17 protein-coding genes are annotated in these 17522 nt (G+C 28.6%); all 17 read left to right on the forward strand.

Annotation, left to right across the window (positions count from 1 at the left end):
• The first annotated feature begins 424 nt into the window (after positions 1 to 424).
• The 17 genes from C7U55_RS09415 (at position 425) to C7U55_RS09490 (ending at position 17508) form a co-directional block, all read left to right on the forward strand.
• A complete protein-coding gene (locus C7U55_RS09415) occupies positions 425 to 649 on the forward strand; it encodes a hypothetical protein (protein WP_106988356.1) in 225 nt (74 codons plus the stop codon).
• 5 nt (positions 650 to 654) lie between these two features.
• On the forward strand, positions 655 to 807 hold the full coding sequence (locus tag C7U55_RS13580; RefSeq protein ID WP_155522386.1) for a hypothetical protein: 153 nt from the start codon (positions 655 to 657) through the stop codon (positions 805 to 807).
• Positions 808 to 985: 178 nt separating this feature from the next.
• The gene (locus tag C7U55_RS09420) at positions 986 to 1819 is read left to right on the forward strand and encodes a phosphate ABC transporter substrate-binding protein (RefSeq protein ID WP_106988357.1); all 834 of its coding nucleotides are present in this window, start codon (positions 986 to 988) and stop codon (positions 1817 to 1819) included.
• 19 nt (positions 1820 to 1838) lie between these two features.
• Complete coding sequence (pstC, locus tag C7U55_RS09425) at positions 1839 to 2768, forward strand: phosphate ABC transporter permease subunit PstC (protein ID WP_106988358.1); 930 nt, start codon at positions 1839 to 1841, stop codon at positions 2766 to 2768.
• Positions 2761 to 3627, forward strand: a complete 867-nt coding sequence (gene pstA, locus C7U55_RS09430; RefSeq protein WP_106988359.1) for a phosphate ABC transporter permease PstA — start codon at positions 2761 to 2763, stop codon at positions 3625 to 3627. The genes pstC and pstA overlap by 8 nt, the downstream gene beginning before the upstream one ends.
• 1 nt (position 3628) lies before the next feature.
• Entirely contained in the window at positions 3629 to 4384 is a 756-nt protein-coding gene (pstB, locus tag C7U55_RS09435; RefSeq protein WP_106988360.1) for a phosphate ABC transporter ATP-binding protein PstB, read from the forward strand.
• Between the two features lie 12 nt (positions 4385 to 4396).
• Positions 4397 to 5056: a phosphate signaling complex protein PhoU gene (gene phoU, locus C7U55_RS09440; protein WP_106988361.1), complete on the forward strand. Its 660-nt coding sequence runs from the start codon at positions 4397 to 4399 to the stop codon at positions 5054 to 5056.
• Between the two features lie 96 nt (positions 5057 to 5152).
• Complete coding sequence (locus C7U55_RS09445) at positions 5153 to 5719, forward strand: hypothetical protein (protein WP_106988362.1); 567 nt, start codon at positions 5153 to 5155, stop codon at positions 5717 to 5719.
• Between the two features lie 446 nt (positions 5720 to 6165).
• Positions 6166 to 8148, forward strand: coding sequence for a penicillin-binding transpeptidase domain-containing protein (locus C7U55_RS09450; RefSeq protein ID WP_239985189.1), 1983 nt, complete (start codon positions 6166 to 6168; stop codon positions 8146 to 8148).
• A gap of 152 nt (positions 8149 to 8300) precedes the next feature.
• Entirely contained in the window at positions 8301 to 8867 is a 567-nt protein-coding gene (locus C7U55_RS09455) for a hypothetical protein (RefSeq protein WP_106988364.1), read from the forward strand.
• A 59-nt stretch (positions 8868 to 8926) separates the two neighbouring features.
• A complete protein-coding gene (locus tag C7U55_RS09460; RefSeq protein ID WP_106988365.1) occupies positions 8927 to 9619 on the forward strand; it encodes a LytR/AlgR family response regulator transcription factor in 693 nt (230 codons plus the stop codon).
• The gene (locus C7U55_RS09465; protein ID WP_106988366.1) at positions 9616 to 10788 is read left to right on the forward strand and encodes a hypothetical protein; all 1173 of its coding nucleotides are present in this window, start codon (positions 9616 to 9618) and stop codon (positions 10786 to 10788) included. The genes C7U55_RS09460 and C7U55_RS09465 overlap by 4 nt, the downstream gene beginning before the upstream one ends.
• Before the next feature lie 112 nt (positions 10789 to 10900).
• Positions 10901 to 11581: a response regulator transcription factor gene (locus C7U55_RS09470; RefSeq protein WP_106988367.1), complete on the forward strand. Its 681-nt coding sequence runs from the start codon at positions 10901 to 10903 to the stop codon at positions 11579 to 11581.
• Positions 11582 to 11583: 2 nt separating this feature from the next.
• The gene (locus C7U55_RS09475) at positions 11584 to 13275 is read left to right on the forward strand and encodes a sensor histidine kinase (RefSeq protein WP_239985190.1); all 1692 of its coding nucleotides are present in this window, start codon (positions 11584 to 11586) and stop codon (positions 13273 to 13275) included.
• Between the two features lie 138 nt (positions 13276 to 13413).
• Positions 13414 to 14178: a DeoR/GlpR family DNA-binding transcription regulator gene (locus C7U55_RS09480; protein ID WP_106988369.1), complete on the forward strand. Its 765-nt coding sequence runs from the start codon at positions 13414 to 13416 to the stop codon at positions 14176 to 14178.
• Positions 14179 to 14282: 104 nt separating this feature from the next.
• Complete coding sequence (locus tag C7U55_RS09485) at positions 14283 to 16616, forward strand: glycyl radical protein (RefSeq protein WP_106988370.1); 2334 nt, start codon at positions 14283 to 14285, stop codon at positions 16614 to 16616.
• The gene (locus C7U55_RS09490; RefSeq protein ID WP_164488717.1) at positions 16579 to 17508 is read left to right on the forward strand and encodes a glycyl-radical enzyme activating protein; all 930 of its coding nucleotides are present in this window, start codon (positions 16579 to 16581) and stop codon (positions 17506 to 17508) included. Before C7U55_RS09485 ends, C7U55_RS09490 begins: the two co-directional genes overlap by 38 nt.
• Positions 17509 to 17522 lie beyond the last annotated feature (14 nt).

Below are 17522 nucleotides of genomic sequence, written 5' to 3' on the forward strand. Positions count from 1 at the left end.
ATCGTCATCAAAAAGTCCAAGATTTCTGATTGTACGATGTTTAACCTTTCCATCTTCACGATAAGATTCAACAATTGAGATAAAAGAGGTATTTGGACGACCTCTATTATTTTTTACAACTTTTACAAACATAACATCACCATCCTATACTACAAATATATAATAAATATATTTAAATTAAAAGTAATAAGATTATATACCCTATACTACATAAAAAGAAATATGAGATACTATTATAAAAAAAGGATAAAAATAAAAAGACATGAACCTAAGATTATATCTTAAGTTCATGCCATTGGTGGGACGTAGTTCTCACTTTTTTGTATAACTGATAGTTATAGTGGTATGAGATATCAATAATGTACTTTTATGGGAGTATGGATAAAATAATATTAGATAGAAATTTGATTAAAGGAGCCAGGTTATGAATGAGTCTTCAAAAGTAAATGATATTTTAAAGAATCCGTTATTTAAAGGTATAGGACAATTTTTATTTCCTGCAGATTTTTATTCGATTACAAATAATATGACCCTAAAAGATGTAGACTATTTACTTCCTTATCATAGTCATATTGAAGTAAGTACAACTTTAGAAGTATTAGAATATTTAGAAAAGCAAAAACAAAAAAGAGATATGAAAAAATTCTAACCCTTATGGAACCTAAAGAGTGGTATAAAGCAAGTGAACTTATAAAAGATTTAGATATTAAAGAAAGAAGAACAAGAGAACTTTTAAATGAACTTGAAGAAAAAGGAATGTTTGAAGAAAAAGGAGTTACTAAGGGTAAACGTTATAGGAAAAAATAATAAAAAGTGAGTTCGTGTTTATAAACATGGACTTTTTTCATTTTACATAAACTTAACATAAACCATACGTTCTTTTGATTTTTGAAAGTGTTGAAAAACACTATGATAGGAGTGTCTTAAGAAAAGGAAACAAAAATAAATAATATCTTAAGAGAAAACAAAGGAAGGTAAATAAAAAATGAAAAAGAAAGTATTAAGTGTTTTAATAGTTTTCATGATGTGTCTTGGTTTAGCCGGATGTGGCGGAGGATCAAATAGTGCATCAGATGACATTAGTGGAAAGGTAAGTTTAAACGGATCAACTTCAATGGAAAAATTCGTTAATGCCTTATCAGAAGGAATTAAAGAAAAATATCCAAACTTACAATTAGAAGCACAATTTACAGGATCTGGTGCAGGTCTAGAAGCAGTTGCTTCAAAAACAACAGATATCGGAGATTCTTCTCGTTCTTTAACAGATGAAGAAAAAGAAAAAGGAATAGAAGAAAATATTGTTGCTATCGATGGTATTGCAACAATTACAAACAAATCTAATAAAGTAACAAACTTAACAAAAGATCAATTAGCAAAAATCTATACAGGACAAATTACTAACTGGAAAGATTTAGGTGGACAAGATGAAGCAATCGTAGTTATTGGACGTGAAGCTGGTTCTGGTACGCGTGGAGCATTTGAAGAATTATTAGGAATTGAAGAACAATGTCAATATGCTCAAGAATTAAATGAAACTGGTGCTGTTCTTGCTAAAGTTGCTAAAACTTCTGGATCAATCGGCTATGTTTCATTAGATGTATTAGATGATACAGTTTCTCCTCTTCAATTAGATGGTGTTGAACCAAGTGAAAAAACTGTAAAAGATGGAAGTTATGCTTTACAAAGACCATTCGTAATGGCTACAAATGGAAAAATTAGTGAACAATCTAAACAAGTTCAAGCAGTATTTGATTTCATCAACAGTGATGATGGACAAAAAATCATTGAAAAAGTTGGATTAGTAACACCAAATAAATAAAAATAAAGAGGGAAGTATTATGGAAAAAAAGTTATCAATTATTACCCATAAGAAAGCAAAATCCCTAGTAGAAAAAACAGCCGCGATGATCTTTCGTGGCTGTGCTATTATCTCTGTTTTAGCAGTTGTTACTATTACAGGATACATGATTATTTCAGGGACACCTGCCATTTTTAAAGAAGGAATTACAGGTATTTTGTTTTCTACAACATGGGCGCCAACAGCAGCTCATCCTCAATATGGGATTGCCTATGTTATTTTAACTTCTATCGTAGGGGTTTTCCTAGCAATCTGTATAGGAGTACCTATTGGTTTATTTACAGCAATCAACCTTGCTGAAATTGCACCAGTAAAACTTAGAAAAATATTAAAATCAGCAATTGAATTACTTGCAGGGATTCCGTCTGTTGTCTATGGATTATTAGGAATTCTTATTGTTAATCCAATGATGTATAAATTAGAATTAATGATTTATCATGGTTCTAAAACACATCAATTTACGGGTGGAGCCAATTTATTATCTGCCATTATCGTACTAGCAATTATGATTTTACCTACACTTATTAATATTTCAGAAACTGCTTTAAAGGCAGTCCCTGATGATTATCGTAAAAGCTCATTAGCTCTAGGTGCAAGTAAAATGCAAACAATTTTTAAAGTTGTTGTACCAAGTGCTAAATCAGGTATTATGTCAGCGATAGTACTTGGCGTAGGACGTGCTATTGGAGAAGCGATGGCTATTTTGTTAGTAGCCGGAAATGCAGTATCTCTTCCACTTCCATTTAATTCGGTACGTTTTTTAACAACAGCCATCGTTTCAGAAATGGGATATGCCAGTGGTACACATAGACAAGTTTTATTCACAATTGGACTTGTACTGTTTATCTTTATCATGGTTATTAACTTAGTCTTAACATATGTTTTAAAAAGAGGTGACTTAGATGAATAATACAATCTTAGAAAAAAAGAAACGTGTCAGTGATCAAGTTCTTTATGCACTTATTCAATTAAGTTCATTTCTTTCAATATTTATTTTATTAGTTATTATTGGTTATATTCTCTATCGAGGAGTACCAGCCTTTGATTTTTCTTATTTAGTAAATACAACAAGTATTATTAATGATACAGTAGGTATTTTACCAAATATTATTAATACTCTTTATATTGTTATTGTGACACTTCTTGTTGCTTGTCCAATTGGTATCGGTGGAGCAATCTATCTAAATGAATATACAAAAAATAAAAAAATCGTCAGTATCATTTCATTTACAACAGAAGTCTTAGCAGGTATTCCTTCAATTATCTATGGATTATTTGGAATGTTGTTCTTTGGGTCTGTTTGTCATTTAGGGTTCTCAATTTTGACAGGTTCACTTACACTTGCCATTATGATTTTACCAATCATTTCAAGAAATACCCAAACAGCTTTAGAATGTGTTCCTAAAAGCTATCGTGAAGCTGCTTTAGGAATTGGAGCAACAAAATGGTATATGATTCGTACAGTTCTTTTACCAAGTGCGATTCCTGGAATTTTAACAGGAGTTATTCTTGCAATGGGACGTATCGTTGCTGAATCCGCTGCCTTATTATTTACAGCTGGTTCTGTCGCAATCTTACCAACAAATATTTTTGGACATTTGTTAAGTAGTGGGGGAACTCTTACTATTCAATTATATTTAGAAATGGCTAAAGGAAATTATGAGGTTTCATTTGTGATTGCTCTTGTTTTAGTAGTTATTGTTTTAGGTTTAAATATGTTAGCTAAATGGATCAGTCGCAGATTTGATGTAAATAAAGGGGATAATTAAGATGGAAAATAAAATAGAAGCAAGACATCTGAATTTGTATTATGGACAAAAACATGCTTTAAAAGATGTCAGTTTAGATATTAAAGAAAATAAAATTACTGCGTTTATTGGCCCTTCAGGGTGTGGTAAATCAACATTTTTAAAAACGTTGAATCGTATGAATGATTATGTTGATAACGTTAAAATTGAAGGGGATGTTATCTTAGATGGTGAAGATATTTATGACAGCCGTGTTGATACAACTTTACTTAGAAAAAAAGTTGGGATGGTTTTTCAACAACCAAATCCATTCCCTATGTCAATTTATGATAATGTCGCTTATGGGCCACGTATTCATGGTATTAAAAATAAAAAACAACTTGATAAAATCGTTGAAGATAGTTTAAAAGCAGCAGCACTTTATGATGAAGTTTCAGATCGTTTACATTCAAGTGCTTTAGGACTATCTGGTGGACAACAACAAAGATTATGTATTGCCCGTGCTTTAGCGGTGCAACCAGAAGTTATCTTATTAGATGAACCAACAAGTGCCTTAGATCCAATTTCAACACTTAAAATCGAAGAACTTTTATTACAATTAAAAGATCAATATACAATTGCAATTGTTACTCACAATATGCAACAAGCAAGTCGTATTGCTGATTATACTGCCTTCTTCTTAGTTGGAGAAATGGTAGAATATGGACCAACAAAAGATGTCTTTGGTATGCCAAAAGATAAAAGAACTGAAGATTATATTACTGGTAGATTTGGATAGGAGGAAAGAAGGATGCCAAGAAGTCAATTTGATCAAGAACTTAATAAGATGCATGTTGATTTAGATAGAATGTGTCATCTTGTTGTTTTAGCTATTGAAAACTGTGTTACAGCATTTAAGGAACAAGATTATGAACTTGCTCGAGATATTATTCATGGAGATAAACAAATTAATGATGTGGAAAGATCGATTGAAGCAAAATGTTTATCTTTGATTTTAAAACAACAACCAGTTGCTTCTGATTTGAGAGATGTTTCTACTGCTTTAAAAGTAGTTACTGATTTAGAAAGAATTGGGGATCAAAGTGCAGATATTGCTGAATTGATTTTAGAAATGAAAGAAATGGACAGTTTCTTAATGATTGGACATATTCAAGATATGGCAAAAATTGCGACTAAAATGGTTAAAGAATCCTTGGATGCATTCCATCAACATGATTTAAACCATGCTTTAGAAGTAAAGAAGATGGATATTAAAATGGATGAATTATTTGATCAAGTAAAAAAAGATATTATTCAAATGATTAAAGAATCAAATGATAAAGGTGATTTAACAATCAATTTCTTAATGATTGCAAAGTATTTTGAAAGAATTGGTGATCATGTTGTTAATATCTGTGAATGGATTGAGTTCAACCAAACAGGAAAACTTAACAATACGCGATTAATTTAGACCTCTTTTAGAGAGGTTTTTTCTTTTGGACTATATAAGTATTTATTTAAAAGAAGGATTGCTTCCTATATAATAAAAATATAAGGAGGTATTATTATGCTAGGTCAAATTCGTAGACATATAGCTAAAAAGAATGAGAAGCTATTTTATATTTTTGTTCTTTTTATCGTTGCCTTTGGTATAAGTATTGTTCATTATATGTTTTTAGAAAAAGATGCTGTTTTATCTTTAAAACAAGATGATGTATCTTCAACTTATTATGCAAAATATCATTACTTATCAAAAAATGTCAATAATATAACATTTTATTTTCAATATGAAAAAGATGGTGAAATTATTCAAGATGTTTTAGGCAGTTACGAAATCAATAACCATTTTGATATAAAAAATATATTTAAAGGTTATAGTGCTGATGAAGGAAAAATAACTGTGAAATTAATCGATGAAGATACATGTATTTATCTTGATTGTTCTAGCAATATAAATACCTCAAAACCAAAAACAATATCTAAAATTAATTTATTAGAAAATGAGGATTTTTCTAATTATAAATGTTATTTTATTTCAGAAAAAAGGTTAAAAGATAAAAATGTTTATACATTGATGGAAGGAGAAAGTTTGAAAAGTAATTCAAAAATAAAATTGCACTTAACTTACGAATAAAATTAATAATAATTAGGTAAGAAAAGATGTAAAGAAATTTAATATTTTGAGTGGTTTTCTTTGATTTTTACTTGTTTTTCTTAAATTATTAAGAAAAATTTGAAATCTAAATTCATATTTTGTATCAGTTATACATTTATCGTCATGAAAAAATTATAGTTTGCTATAAATACTTCTATATATAACGAAAATAATACAAAAAAAAGCTACCTTACACGGTTTTGGCGAACATCGAGGTAGCTATTTTTTCTCAAATAAAATCCAAGGTTAGTCGTTTATGACTATTCCTTTTTCATTTATATTATAGTTTATGATAGTTTCTAAATCGATACAACAAAAAGATTGTTTAAAAAGTTGTTTATGCAAATAAAGAGCTTTTTGTGCAGAAAGCATATAATTGCTATTTGACAGAATGTATAATTATGACAATTAGGGAGGATTATCATATGAATAGGAAAAGAAATGTTTTTATTGGTTTAATAACTTGTGCGTTGTTAATTACAACGGTGTTTTTTGTTTTTAACCAAGGTAAGAGTAATGAACAAGTTGTAAAAGAATATTTTGGATTTTTAAATGACAGAAATTATAAACAAATGTATCAAATGTTGGATCAAAAGACTGTCTATACTCCTACACAAAAATATTTTGTTAAAAAACATAAAGAAATTTATGATGTTATTGATGCAAAAAATATTCAAATAAAAGTATTAAATGAAAAGGATAATATAATTAAATATCAAATATCTATGGATACCATAGCAGGAAAAATCAAATATAAGAATAAAATAGGAATCAAAGATGAAAAGATTCAATTCAATAAGGAACTTATTTTTGATGAATTTTCTGATAAGAACAAAATTAAAGTAACAACTATACAGCCTTTTAGAGGATACATTTTAGATAGAAATGGTAAATATCTAGCTAAACAAGGCAATGGATATTCAGTTGGGCTTGTCAGAGGAAAACTTAATGGTGAAAATGATTATTCAAAAATAGCAGAATATTTAGAAACAGACATTGAAACCATTCAAAATAAAATGAATGCATCTTGGATCAATGATGATTCTTTTGTGCCTATCAAAAATATTTCAGAACAGAGAAAAGATAAGCTCATTCAGCATGGAATTTTAAAAATAGGTGGAGTTAAAATTAATAGCATTTCCTCAAGAATATATCCGTATGATAAAATAACGTCTCATTTAGTTGGTTATGTACAAAATGTAAATTCAAAAGACTTAAAAAAACATAAAAATGAAGGTTATACAAGTAGTTCAGTTATTGGGAAAAGTGGTATAGAAGCTGCTTATGAAAGACAATTACGAGGAGAAGTAGGTGCAAGAATTGATATTGTTGATGAAAATAATAACATCGTTAAAACAGTTGCAGAAAGAGAAGCGAAAGATGGAAAAGATATTCGTTTAACAATCGATATTGATTTACAACAAAGTCTTTATAATGAGTATCAAAATGATAAAAGTGCATCTGTTGCTCTCAATCCAAAAACAGGAGAAGTCTTAGCACTTGTTTCAACACCATCGTATTCAAGTAATGATTTTGTTTTAGGACTATCAACAGATAAATGGAATGAATTAAATAATGATGTCAACCAACCATTGATGAGTTGTTATAAACAAACATATACGCCTGGATCGACTATGAAGCCTATTACAGCAGCTATTGGGTTAGAAACAAAGACGATTGATCCAAATAAGGATTTACGGGCTAAAGACAAATGGCAAAAGGATTCAAGTTGGGGTAATTATTATGTGACAACATTACATGCACCTTCCCCTAATAATTTAAAGAATGCGATTACGTATTCAGATAATGTTTACTTTGCTAGAAGTGCATTGAATATTGGGAAAGAGAATTTATTTAATTACTATAAAAACTTAAAGATTGGTGAAAAGATTCCTTTTGAACTTGCTTTAAATAAAAGTCAGTATATCAATAAAAATCAAAAAGTAAGTGATCAATTAATTGCAGATAGTGGTTATGGACAAGGACAAATTTTGATGAATCCACTTCAACTTGCAAGTATCTATAGTGCTTTTGTTAATAATGGATCAATCTATCAGCCACATATAGTTCAAGGGCAAACAAAAACATGGATTAAAAATGTTTTTTCAAAAGAAACAACAAAAATAATAAAAGAAGATCTTATTAATGCCATTGCGGATGAAAATGGAACAGGACATAGCATTTATCATGATAGTGTGACTCTTGCTGGAAAAACAGGAACAGCAGAAATCAAACAAAATCAAAGTGATACAACAGGAACAGAACTTGGCTGGTTTACAGTAATGACTACAGATAGTCAACAATCTATTTTAATGACAACTGTTGTGGAAGATGTCAAAAATCGTGGTGGCAGTGGTTATGTTGTTGAACATACAAAAAAACCATTAGATTTATATCTTTCTAAATAGGAGAAAATTATGAAGAATAAGGTAGTTTTAAGTTATCGATTAATTATTTTGGCGTACTATTTATTAGCTTTTTTGATTGTAATTATGAATATTAATCATTTAGAAAGAGTAGTAATATATGCTTTGCTTTTAATTTTTTTTTTGGAATAGTGATGAATATTTATATAATAAATATTCCAAAGCTATTATTGAAAAGTGAAAATATAGAAAAGAATTTATTTACAGTAAAAGAAGCAATAGATAAAATTCATAATAAATCTATTAATGATTGTTTAATGACGATATATATTTATCTTTTAGAAATTTCAAATTATAAAGAAGAATATCAAAATTTTGTAGAACAAAATAGTGAAGTGATATTTGACGAAAAACAAAGTAGACATTGGTACACTGTAAAATTACAATATTATTACAACTTAAATAAAAAAGATGAATATTTGAAATTATATAATCCTAAACTGGATAACAAAGTCAAAAATCCACTTTTTAAAATAATGTATTTAGTTTTAAATGAAAAATATGAAGAAGCCTTTGAATTGTCAAAGAAGGCTACAATTCAGCAAAAAGACATAAGGTATATTATGTGTCTTTATTATAGAATTATCTGTCTAGAACATTTGAAAAAAGAAAATGAATTAAGTAACTGTGTTAATGAAATGTTAGAATTCAATGATCAAATACATTATGTCAAGGAAATTAAAGATAAGTACCACAAATAATAATGATATGCTATACTTTCTTTCATAGTTGTATTTTAGAGGAAAGAGGGGGGATATAGATGTTAATAAAGATAGTGGATGATGATCAAACTTTTGCAAAAAAGATAAAAGATATTGTTTATGATGCTTTTAAAAATATTTTTATCGATTATTCCATAGAATGCATATCAAGTAATTTTGAATATCAATATTTTGAAGAAGGAGATATTTTCTTTTTGGATATTGATTTAAAAGAGGAAAACGGAATAAAGATTGCTGAAAAAATTAGAGAGAATAACTTTAACGCAATTATTATATTTGTTTCAGCGTTGAATGATATGGTTTTTGATTCCTTAATTGTACAACCTTTTTACTTTATTAGAAAAGATAATTTTGATAGAGATATAAAAATTACATGTAGTTTAATTCAAAACTATATTAATAAAAATCATAGAATTATTACTTTTGATTTTAATGATAGAAAAACATCTATTAAATTATCAGATATCATTTATTTAGAATCATTTTTACATGAAATTACGATTCATACATCATTTGATGATTATAAATATTCAAGTTCTTTTAATAAAATGATGTTATTTATAAATTCTACCAATATTGTAAGAATTCATAAATCATATGTGGTCAATTTGTTTTGGGTCAAAGAGATTTACAAAGAAGAAATGATATTGAATAATGGCATTACTTTAAAGATTGGAAAAAAATATCGACAAGATGTATTAAAAAAATATAAGGAGTATTTATTAAAATGATGTATTTATTTTTTGATTATTTAGAAGTATTATTAGGCGCAATTTTCATAGGTGTTTTTTGTGATGTTGAACAAAAAAACAGATATTGTTTGATTTCATCGATAATTAGTTTCTTTGTTATGGAAATTATGCAAACTTACGATTTGTTTGGCAATGAGATGGCATATGTACTAGCAATTACTAATTTTGTAATTGCTTCTATTGTAAAAAAGGAAGTTAAATTTTATAATTTTATTCCTTGTATATTATTTACATGGATATCTGTTTTTACTTCAACTATAGTTTTATTTTTCTTTAAAATAATAACAAACTATGATATGACCAAGATTCTAAAACTATATAGATTACCTATTATTTTTTTAGCAAGAATTATTTTCTTGGTTCTTATTGTTGTATTGAATTATTTCAAAACTAAAATAAAAGATACAATTATTGAAAAAAATAAATATTTATTAACAATTACAATGGTATTGATTTTTGGAATATACTTTATTTTGTTGAATGATATAGGACATATGCAAATAACTATTGATGATATCTATGTGGTTTTATTATTATTGCTAGTTTTATTTTTTGTGGTATGTATTTTATTTATACATATGACACGACTATATAATGAAAAAACAGAATATGTGTTAAAAAATAAAGAATTGGAATACATAGAAAAAAATAAGTCTTTAGTTCATTATCTTCATGATAATGTTATGAAAATACAGCATTCTTTAAGATATGGATTGATTTTGATAGAAAATAATATAGATGATCAAAAATATGAAGATGCAAAAAGTCAGGTAGAGCATTTTTATGATTTGTTAGATGAGAAAACAAATATCATGACAAATAATTATATATTTGATACATTATTGAATGATTATATTTTCCTAATAAAATCTCAATTTGATACAAAAGTAAAATTATTGATAAATATCGGAAATGATTCGTTTTTTAAAGATTTTAATAATTGTGATAAAATAATTAATACTATTTCCAATTTTTTTGAACAATCAGATAAAACATATTTAGAAATAAAATTGATTGAACATGAAGCATATGTTCAATTAGATTTATTTGTAGAAAATAAAGAAAATAACATTGATAAAATAAATCAAGATATGAATGTTGAATATTTTGAAGATTATGCACATCTAAAAGTGATTTTTGACAAATAACCGTTTGAGCTTATACATCGTATAAGTTCTTTTATTTCTAATCAACTTTTAACCTAAACTTAACATAACTACTTATTTACTATGTTAAGATAATGTAAAGGATGTGAATAGGATGAAAGAATGTATATATGTTATAGAAGATGATGAAAATATTAGAGAAATTATTGATTTGGCTTTGACGAGTGCAGGGTATAATGTTAAACAATTTTCTAATGCTTTAGATGCTTTAAAAAGTATGGAAAATGATCAAGTGGATTTAGCGGTTTTTGATTTAATGTTGCCGGGTATTTCAGGAATTGATGCCATCAAGAAAATTAGAGAAACAGATCAAGAAATGCCCATACTTATTTTAAGTGCAAAAGATCGAGAAATTGATAAAGTCAATGGATTAGATAGTGGTAGTGATGATTATATGACAAAACCTTTTGGAGTTTTAGAATTACAAGCAAGAGTGCGTTCTTTGCTTAGAAGACACACGCCAAAAACAACACCAATACTTGAAAGTGATACATTGAAAATTGATAAACAAACAAGAATGGTAACTCATAATGGACAAGTCATGGAACTTACTAATAAGGAATATCAATTACTTCTTTATTTAATTGAAAATCATAGTCGTGTAGTAGAAAGAGACGAAATTTTAAATCATATTTGGGGTTATGATTTTATTGGGGAATCAAGAGTTTTAGATGTTCATATTCGTGCTTTAAGAGCAAAATTAGATGATGATGGAAATAAATATATTAAGACAATCAGGGGCGTAGGATACCGATTCGTTGAGGAAGTGAAATAAAAATGAATAAAGCGTTATTTAAATATTTTGCGACAGTTTTAATTGTAACATTATTATTTTCTTCAAGTGTATCGATGGTTATTTTATCAGATCAAATGATGCAAACAACAAGAAAAGATATGTACTATACGGTAAAGCTTGTAGAAAATCAAATTGATTATCAAAAACCTTTAGATAATCAAGTAGAAAAACTTAATGATTTAGCTTATACAGAAGATACCCGACTTACGATTATTGATAAAGATGGAAATGTATTAGCGGATAGTGATAAAGAGGGGATTCAAGAAAATCATAGCGGACGTAGTGAATTTAAAGAAGCTTTAAGTGATCAGTTTGGCTATGCGACACGTTATTCTTCAACTGTTAAAAAGAATATGATGTATGTGGCTTATTATCATCGTGGTTATGTTGTTCGTATTGCGATTCCTTATAATGGTATCTTTGATAATATAGGACCACTTTTAGAACCATTATTTATTAGTGCTGCTTTATCATTATGTGTTGCTTTAGCTCTTTCTTATCGTTTTTCTAGAACACTTACTAAACCATTAGAAGAAATTAGTGAAGAGGTTTCTAAAATCAATGATAATCGTTATTTAAGTTTTGATCATTATCAATATGATGAATTTAATGTTATTGCGACAAAACTTAAAGAACAAGCAGATACAATAAGAAAAACACTAAAAACTTTGAAAAATGAAAGATTAAAAATAAATAGTATTCTTGATAAAATGAATGAAGGGTTCGTTTTATTAGATACAAATTATGAAATACTTATGGTCAATAAAAAAGCTAAACAACTTTTTAGTGATAAAATGGAAGTGAATCAACCTATCCAAGATTTTATCTTCGATCACCAAATTATAGATCAATTAGAAAATATCGGTGTAGAACCTAAAATCGTTACTCTAAAAAAAGATGAAGAAGTCTATGATTGCCATCTTGCTAAAGTAGAATATGGAGTGACTTTACTTTTTGTCAATATCACAGATTCAGTTAATGCTACAAAAATGCGTCAAGAATTTTTTTCAAATGTTTCTCATGAATTAAAAACACCAATGACATCTATTCGTGGTTATAGTGAACTTCTTCAAACGGGAATGATTGATGATCCAAAAGCAAGAAAACAAGCATTGGATAAAATTCAAAAAGAAGTTGATCAGATGTCAAGCCTTATCAGTGATATCTTAATGATTTCAAGACTTGAAAATAAAGATATTGAAGTTATACAACATCCTGTTCATCTTCAACCAATTGTCGATGATATTTTAGAATCATTAAAAGTTGAAATTGAAAAAAAAGAAATTAAAGTTACATGTGATTTAACACCACAAACATATCTCGCAAATCATCAGCATGTCCAACAATTAATGAATAACCTGATCAATAATGCAGTAAAATACAATAAACAAAAAGGAAGTTTAAATATTCATTCTTATCTTGTTGATCAAGACTACATTATTGAAGTAAGTGATACAGGTCGTGGTATTTCACTTATTGATCAAGGGCGTGTCTTTGAACGTTTCTTTAGATGTGATGCAGGACGTGATAAGGAAACAGGTGGTACAGGTCTTGGACTTGCAATTGTAAAACACATTGTTCAATATTATAAAGGAACAATTCATTTAGAAAGTGAATTAGGTAAAGGTACAACCTTTAAGATTGTCTTGCCAATAAATAAGGACTCGTTGTAGTCCTTGTTTTTTTATGAAAAAGAGTTATAACTTGATAAAAAATGTATTTTTGCATATTTTATCAAGTTGAAGGGTGTTGTTACTCATTTTCAAGATATTTTGAATATGTTAAAATGTCATAAAAGAGAGGTAGAAAAAATGCTTCAACAAGAAAGACATGAACAAATACTGGCAAGATTAAATACAGAGGGAAAAGTAAAAGTTAAAGAACTCGCAAATGATTTCGAAGTCACAGAAGATTGTATTCGTAAAGATTTAACGGCTCTAGAAAAAGAAGGACTTTTAAAACGTATTCATGGAGGAGCCATGCAAGTAAGAAAGAATCTCCATGCATACCATGTAGATGAACGTATGAGTGTACGTTTATCACAAAAGAAAATCATTGCGAAAAAAGCAGTTGAATTGATTGAAGAAAATACGGTGATTTTTTTAGGAATCTCTACAGTGAATTTAGAACTTGCCAAGTGTATTTATCAAAAAAATATATCACTTACAATTATTACAAATATGATTGATATTATGCAATTATTTAGACATGGGGAACATAAAGTAAATCTTATTTTCATTGGAGGACATTTTAATCGAGCTAAAGATGGTTTTATTGGAACTCTTGCAATTGAACAAATTCACAATTATCGTTTTGATCTTTCTTTTATCGGTACAGTAGGAATGAATATTCATGATGGAAAAGTAACCACATATGATGTTGAAGATGGTCTTACGAAAAAAGAAGTCATGGATGCAAGTAAAAAATGTTATCTTGTGGCAGAAAATGAAAAGTTCAATTTGGATGGGAATTATGTTTTTGGGCATTTAAGTGAATTTACTGGATATATTGGTGAACAAGAGTTAGGAAGTCCTTTTAAGGAAAAAATAATGGAGTATGGATTAGAAATCATTTAATGATTTCTTTTTTTTACAAAATCAATAAAACAATTATTGAATACTATTGTTTTATAACTTATAATGACCTTGTAATAATAAAAATCAATAAAAGGAGGCATGTTATGAATTGTTTATATCAATCAAAAAGAATTTCTGATTTAAAAGAAAAGATGTTAAGTAGTAAACGTTATGCTTCTATTGAACAAGCACGCATCATTACACGTGTTTATCAAGAAAATGAAGATGTATCTATTCCTAAAAAACGAGCTTTATCTTTAAAAGCAGCATTAGAAGAATTAGAGATTTCTGTAGAGGATGAAGAATTGATTGTAGGAAATCGTACCAAAGGTGTACGTTATGGTGTGGTCTTTCCTGAAAGTGGATGTTCTTGGGTCAACCAAGAATTTGAAACATTACCAACAAGACCGCAAGATCAGTTTTTAGTAAAAGAAGAAGATATCAAAGAATTTAGAGAAAAGATTTATCCTTATTGGAAAGGAAAATCTCTAGAAGATGCCATTAAAGGGACTTATGGAAAAGAAATTAACGAAATAAGTAAAGTAGTAAAAATTAATCAAAAAGATCATGCTCAAGGGCATATTTGCCCAGATAGTGCTTTATGGTTAAAACTAGGTCCACAAGGATTAATGGAAAAGGCAAAAGATAAGTTAAAGAATTGTAGGGAAGAGCAAAAGGAATTTTATGAATGTACGATTCTTGTTTTAGAAGGGGCAATTCATTTTATGCAAAGATATCATGATTTGATTATTCAAGAAAATCATGAAGAACTTCAAGAAGTAGGAAAAATTTGTCTTAATCTTTCTAAAAGACCTCCTGAAACATTTCATGAGGCCGTGCAATCTCTTTGGTTTTTATTTGTGATATTACATATGGAATCGAATGCATCTTCTTTTTCACCGGGAAGATTAGATCAATATCTTTATCCTTACTATCAAAGAGATATAGAAAATGGAATTTTAGATCAACAAAAAGCATTAGAAATATTGGAATGCTTATGGTTGAAATTCAATCAAATTGTTTATTTAAGAAATCAAAACAGTGCTAAGTATTTTGCGGGATTTCCAATAGGATTTAATATTGCAATAGGAGGCGTGGACGAAAAGGGAAATGATATATATAATGATCTTTCTTTACTTTGTTTAAAAGCACAAGAGCATTTAGGATTACCACAACCAAATCTCTCTGTTAGATTGAATAAAAATACATCTCATGAATTGATGCAAGCAGCTATTAAAGTCGTTTCACTTGGTAGTGGAATGCCACAATTTTTCAATGATGAAGCAATTATTCATTCAATGATTGATGATTTAGGAATTGAAGAAAAAGATGCACGAAACTATGCCATTGTTGGTTGTGTTGAACTAACAACTCATGGGAATAATTTAGGATGGTCTGATGCTGCAATGTTTAATTTTAATAAGGTATTAGAACTAACACTTAATCATGGAAGATGCTTACTTACAAACCAACAAATAGGTCTTGATTTAGGAAGTTTAGAAACCTATGAAACATATCAAGATTTAGAAAATGCTTTTCAAAAACAAATTGATTATTTTATTGATAAAATGATGGATGCTGAAAAAGTAGTTGAAAAAGCTCATCAAGATTATTTACCAACAGCATTTCTATCAATAGTTATTGATGATTGTTTAGAAAAAGGTTTAGATGTTACGCGTGGAGGTGCTAAGTATAATCTATCAGGAATCCAAATGATTCAAGTGGCTAATCTAGCAGATTCTTTAGCGGCTATCAAAGAACTTGTTTATCAAGAAAAAATGATTTCTAAACATGATTTATTGGAAGCACTTAAGGCAGACTTTAAAGGATATGAAATTATTCAAACCATGCTTTTAAATAAAGTACCTAAATATGGCAATGATGTAGCATGGGTCGATGAACTTGGAAGTAAGTGGACAAAATACTTTAGAGATAAGATGAAACATTATACAAACTATCGTGGTGGTCGCTATCATACGGGAATGTATACCGTATCAGCTCATGTTCCTATGGGAGAAAACGTAGGAGCTTCACCTGATGGCAGAAATGCCTTAAAACCACTGGCAGATGGGGGAATGTCACCTGTTTATGGAAGAGATAAACAAGGACCAACAGCGGTTTTAAAATCCGTTTCAAGATTAAATAATTCATGTACAACCAATGGTGGATTACTTAATATGAAATTCTTGCCGGAATTTTTTAAAACAGAAACAGGATGTTTGAAATTTGAAAATTTCTTACGCGCTTTTGTTGATTTAAAAGTTCCTCATATTCAATTTAATGTTGTCCGTAAAGAAGAATTATTAGATGCAAAAGTCCATCCAGAAAACCATCAATCACTAACGATTCGTGTGGCAGGTTATACCGCTTATTTTGTTGAATTGGCAGGTAAATTACAAGATGAAATCATTGAAAGAACAACCTATGAAAGCATCTAAAGCGCTCGTATTTGATATTAAAAGATTTGCGGTACATGACGGTCATGGTTTAAGAACAACGGTTTTCTTTAAAGGATGCCCCCTTCGTTGTCGATGGTGCCAAAATCCAGAAGGTTTAGAGACAACAAGACAAGTGCTTTATTTTAAAACAAAATGTATTCATTGTAGATATTGCCAACAATTTAATGAACATATTGATTATCGTGACCGTCCTTATTTCAAAGAAAATCAAAATGATTTTACGGATGTTATTAAAGCGTGTCCTAGTGGTGCGATTCAATATGATAGTAAAGAATACGATTTAGATGATTTACTTTCCAAAATAAAAGAAGATGAAGTCTTTTATAAACATGGCGGTGGTGTGACTTTTTCAGGAGGTGAACCCTTTATGCAAGGGAATTTCCTTATTGAAATCCTAAAAAGATGTAAAGAAGAAAAGATACATACAGCTATTGAAACCTCTTTTTATACATCTTTAGAGCTCATCAAAAAGGCTTTGCCTTATTTAGATTTAATTTATATCGATTTAAAACTTTTCGATGAAAAAAAACATCAAAAATATACTGGTGTTTCCTCAAAAATCATTAAAGAAAACATTCGTTATGTTTTACAAAGTGAACATAAAAAGAAAGTGATTATCAGAACACCGCTTATTCCACAAATAACAGCAACAGATGAAAATATTGAAGCAATCGTACGTTACTTAGTCGAGCTTGATCCTAATGTAAACTATGAACTATTAAACTATAATCCCTTAGCTTCATCAAAGTATGAACTTATCGGTAAAGAATATGGGATAAATAAAAATTATAAAATGTTTGATGAAAAACAAATGCAACATTTTTATGATGTTGCCTTGCAGGCAAATTTAAAAAATTTAATAAGAGAATAAAAGGAGAAAAGAAA

The organism is Faecalibacillus faecis (genome assembly GCF_003024675.1).
Classification (GTDB): Bacteria; Bacillota_I; Bacilli_A; order Erysipelotrichales; family Coprobacillaceae; genus Faecalibacillus; species Faecalibacillus faecis.

Bases quoted from the DNA above. Each gene is read 5' to 3' on its own strand.
- C7U55_RS09415 (WP_106988356.1), top strand. From the start codon at position 425: ATGAATGAGTCTTCAAAAGTAAATGATATTTTAAAGAATCCGTTATTT.
- C7U55_RS13580 (WP_155522386.1), top strand. From the start codon at position 655: ATGGAACCTAAAGAGTGGTATAAAGCAAGTGAACTTATAAAAGATTTA.
- C7U55_RS09420 (WP_106988357.1), top strand. From the start codon at position 986: ATGAAAAAGAAAGTATTAAGTGTTTTAATAGTTTTCATGATGTGTCTT.
- pstC (WP_106988358.1), top strand. From the start codon at position 1,839: ATGGAAAAAAAGTTATCAATTATTACCCATAAGAAAGCAAAATCCCTA.
- pstA (WP_106988359.1), top strand. From the start codon at position 2,761: ATGAATAATACAATCTTAGAAAAAAAGAAACGTGTCAGTGATCAAGTT.
- pstB (WP_106988360.1), top strand. From the start codon at position 3,629: ATGGAAAATAAAATAGAAGCAAGACATCTGAATTTGTATTATGGACAA.
- phoU (WP_106988361.1), top strand. From the start codon at position 4,397: ATGCCAAGAAGTCAATTTGATCAAGAACTTAATAAGATGCATGTTGAT.
- C7U55_RS09445 (WP_106988362.1), top strand. From the start codon at position 5,153: ATGCTAGGTCAAATTCGTAGACATATAGCTAAAAAGAATGAGAAGCTA.
- C7U55_RS09450 (WP_239985189.1), top strand. From the start codon at position 6,166: ATGAATAGGAAAAGAAATGTTTTTATTGGTTTAATAACTTGTGCGTTG.
- C7U55_RS09455 (WP_106988364.1), top strand. From the start codon at position 8,301: ATGAATATTTATATAATAAATATTCCAAAGCTATTATTGAAAAGTGAA.
- C7U55_RS09460 (WP_106988365.1), top strand. From the start codon at position 8,927: ATGTTAATAAAGATAGTGGATGATGATCAAACTTTTGCAAAAAAGATA.
- C7U55_RS09465 (WP_106988366.1), top strand. From the start codon at position 9,616: ATGATGTATTTATTTTTTGATTATTTAGAAGTATTATTAGGCGCAATT.
- C7U55_RS09470 (WP_106988367.1), top strand. From the start codon at position 10,901: ATGAAAGAATGTATATATGTTATAGAAGATGATGAAAATATTAGAGAA.
- C7U55_RS09475 (WP_239985190.1), top strand. From the start codon at position 11,584: ATGAATAAAGCGTTATTTAAATATTTTGCGACAGTTTTAATTGTAACA.
- C7U55_RS09480 (WP_106988369.1), top strand. From the start codon at position 13,414: ATGCTTCAACAAGAAAGACATGAACAAATACTGGCAAGATTAAATACA.
- C7U55_RS09485 (WP_106988370.1), top strand. From the start codon at position 14,283: ATGAATTGTTTATATCAATCAAAAAGAATTTCTGATTTAAAAGAAAAG.
- C7U55_RS09490 (WP_164488717.1), top strand. From the start codon at position 16,579: ATGAAATCATTGAAAGAACAACCTATGAAAGCATCTAAAGCGCTCGTA.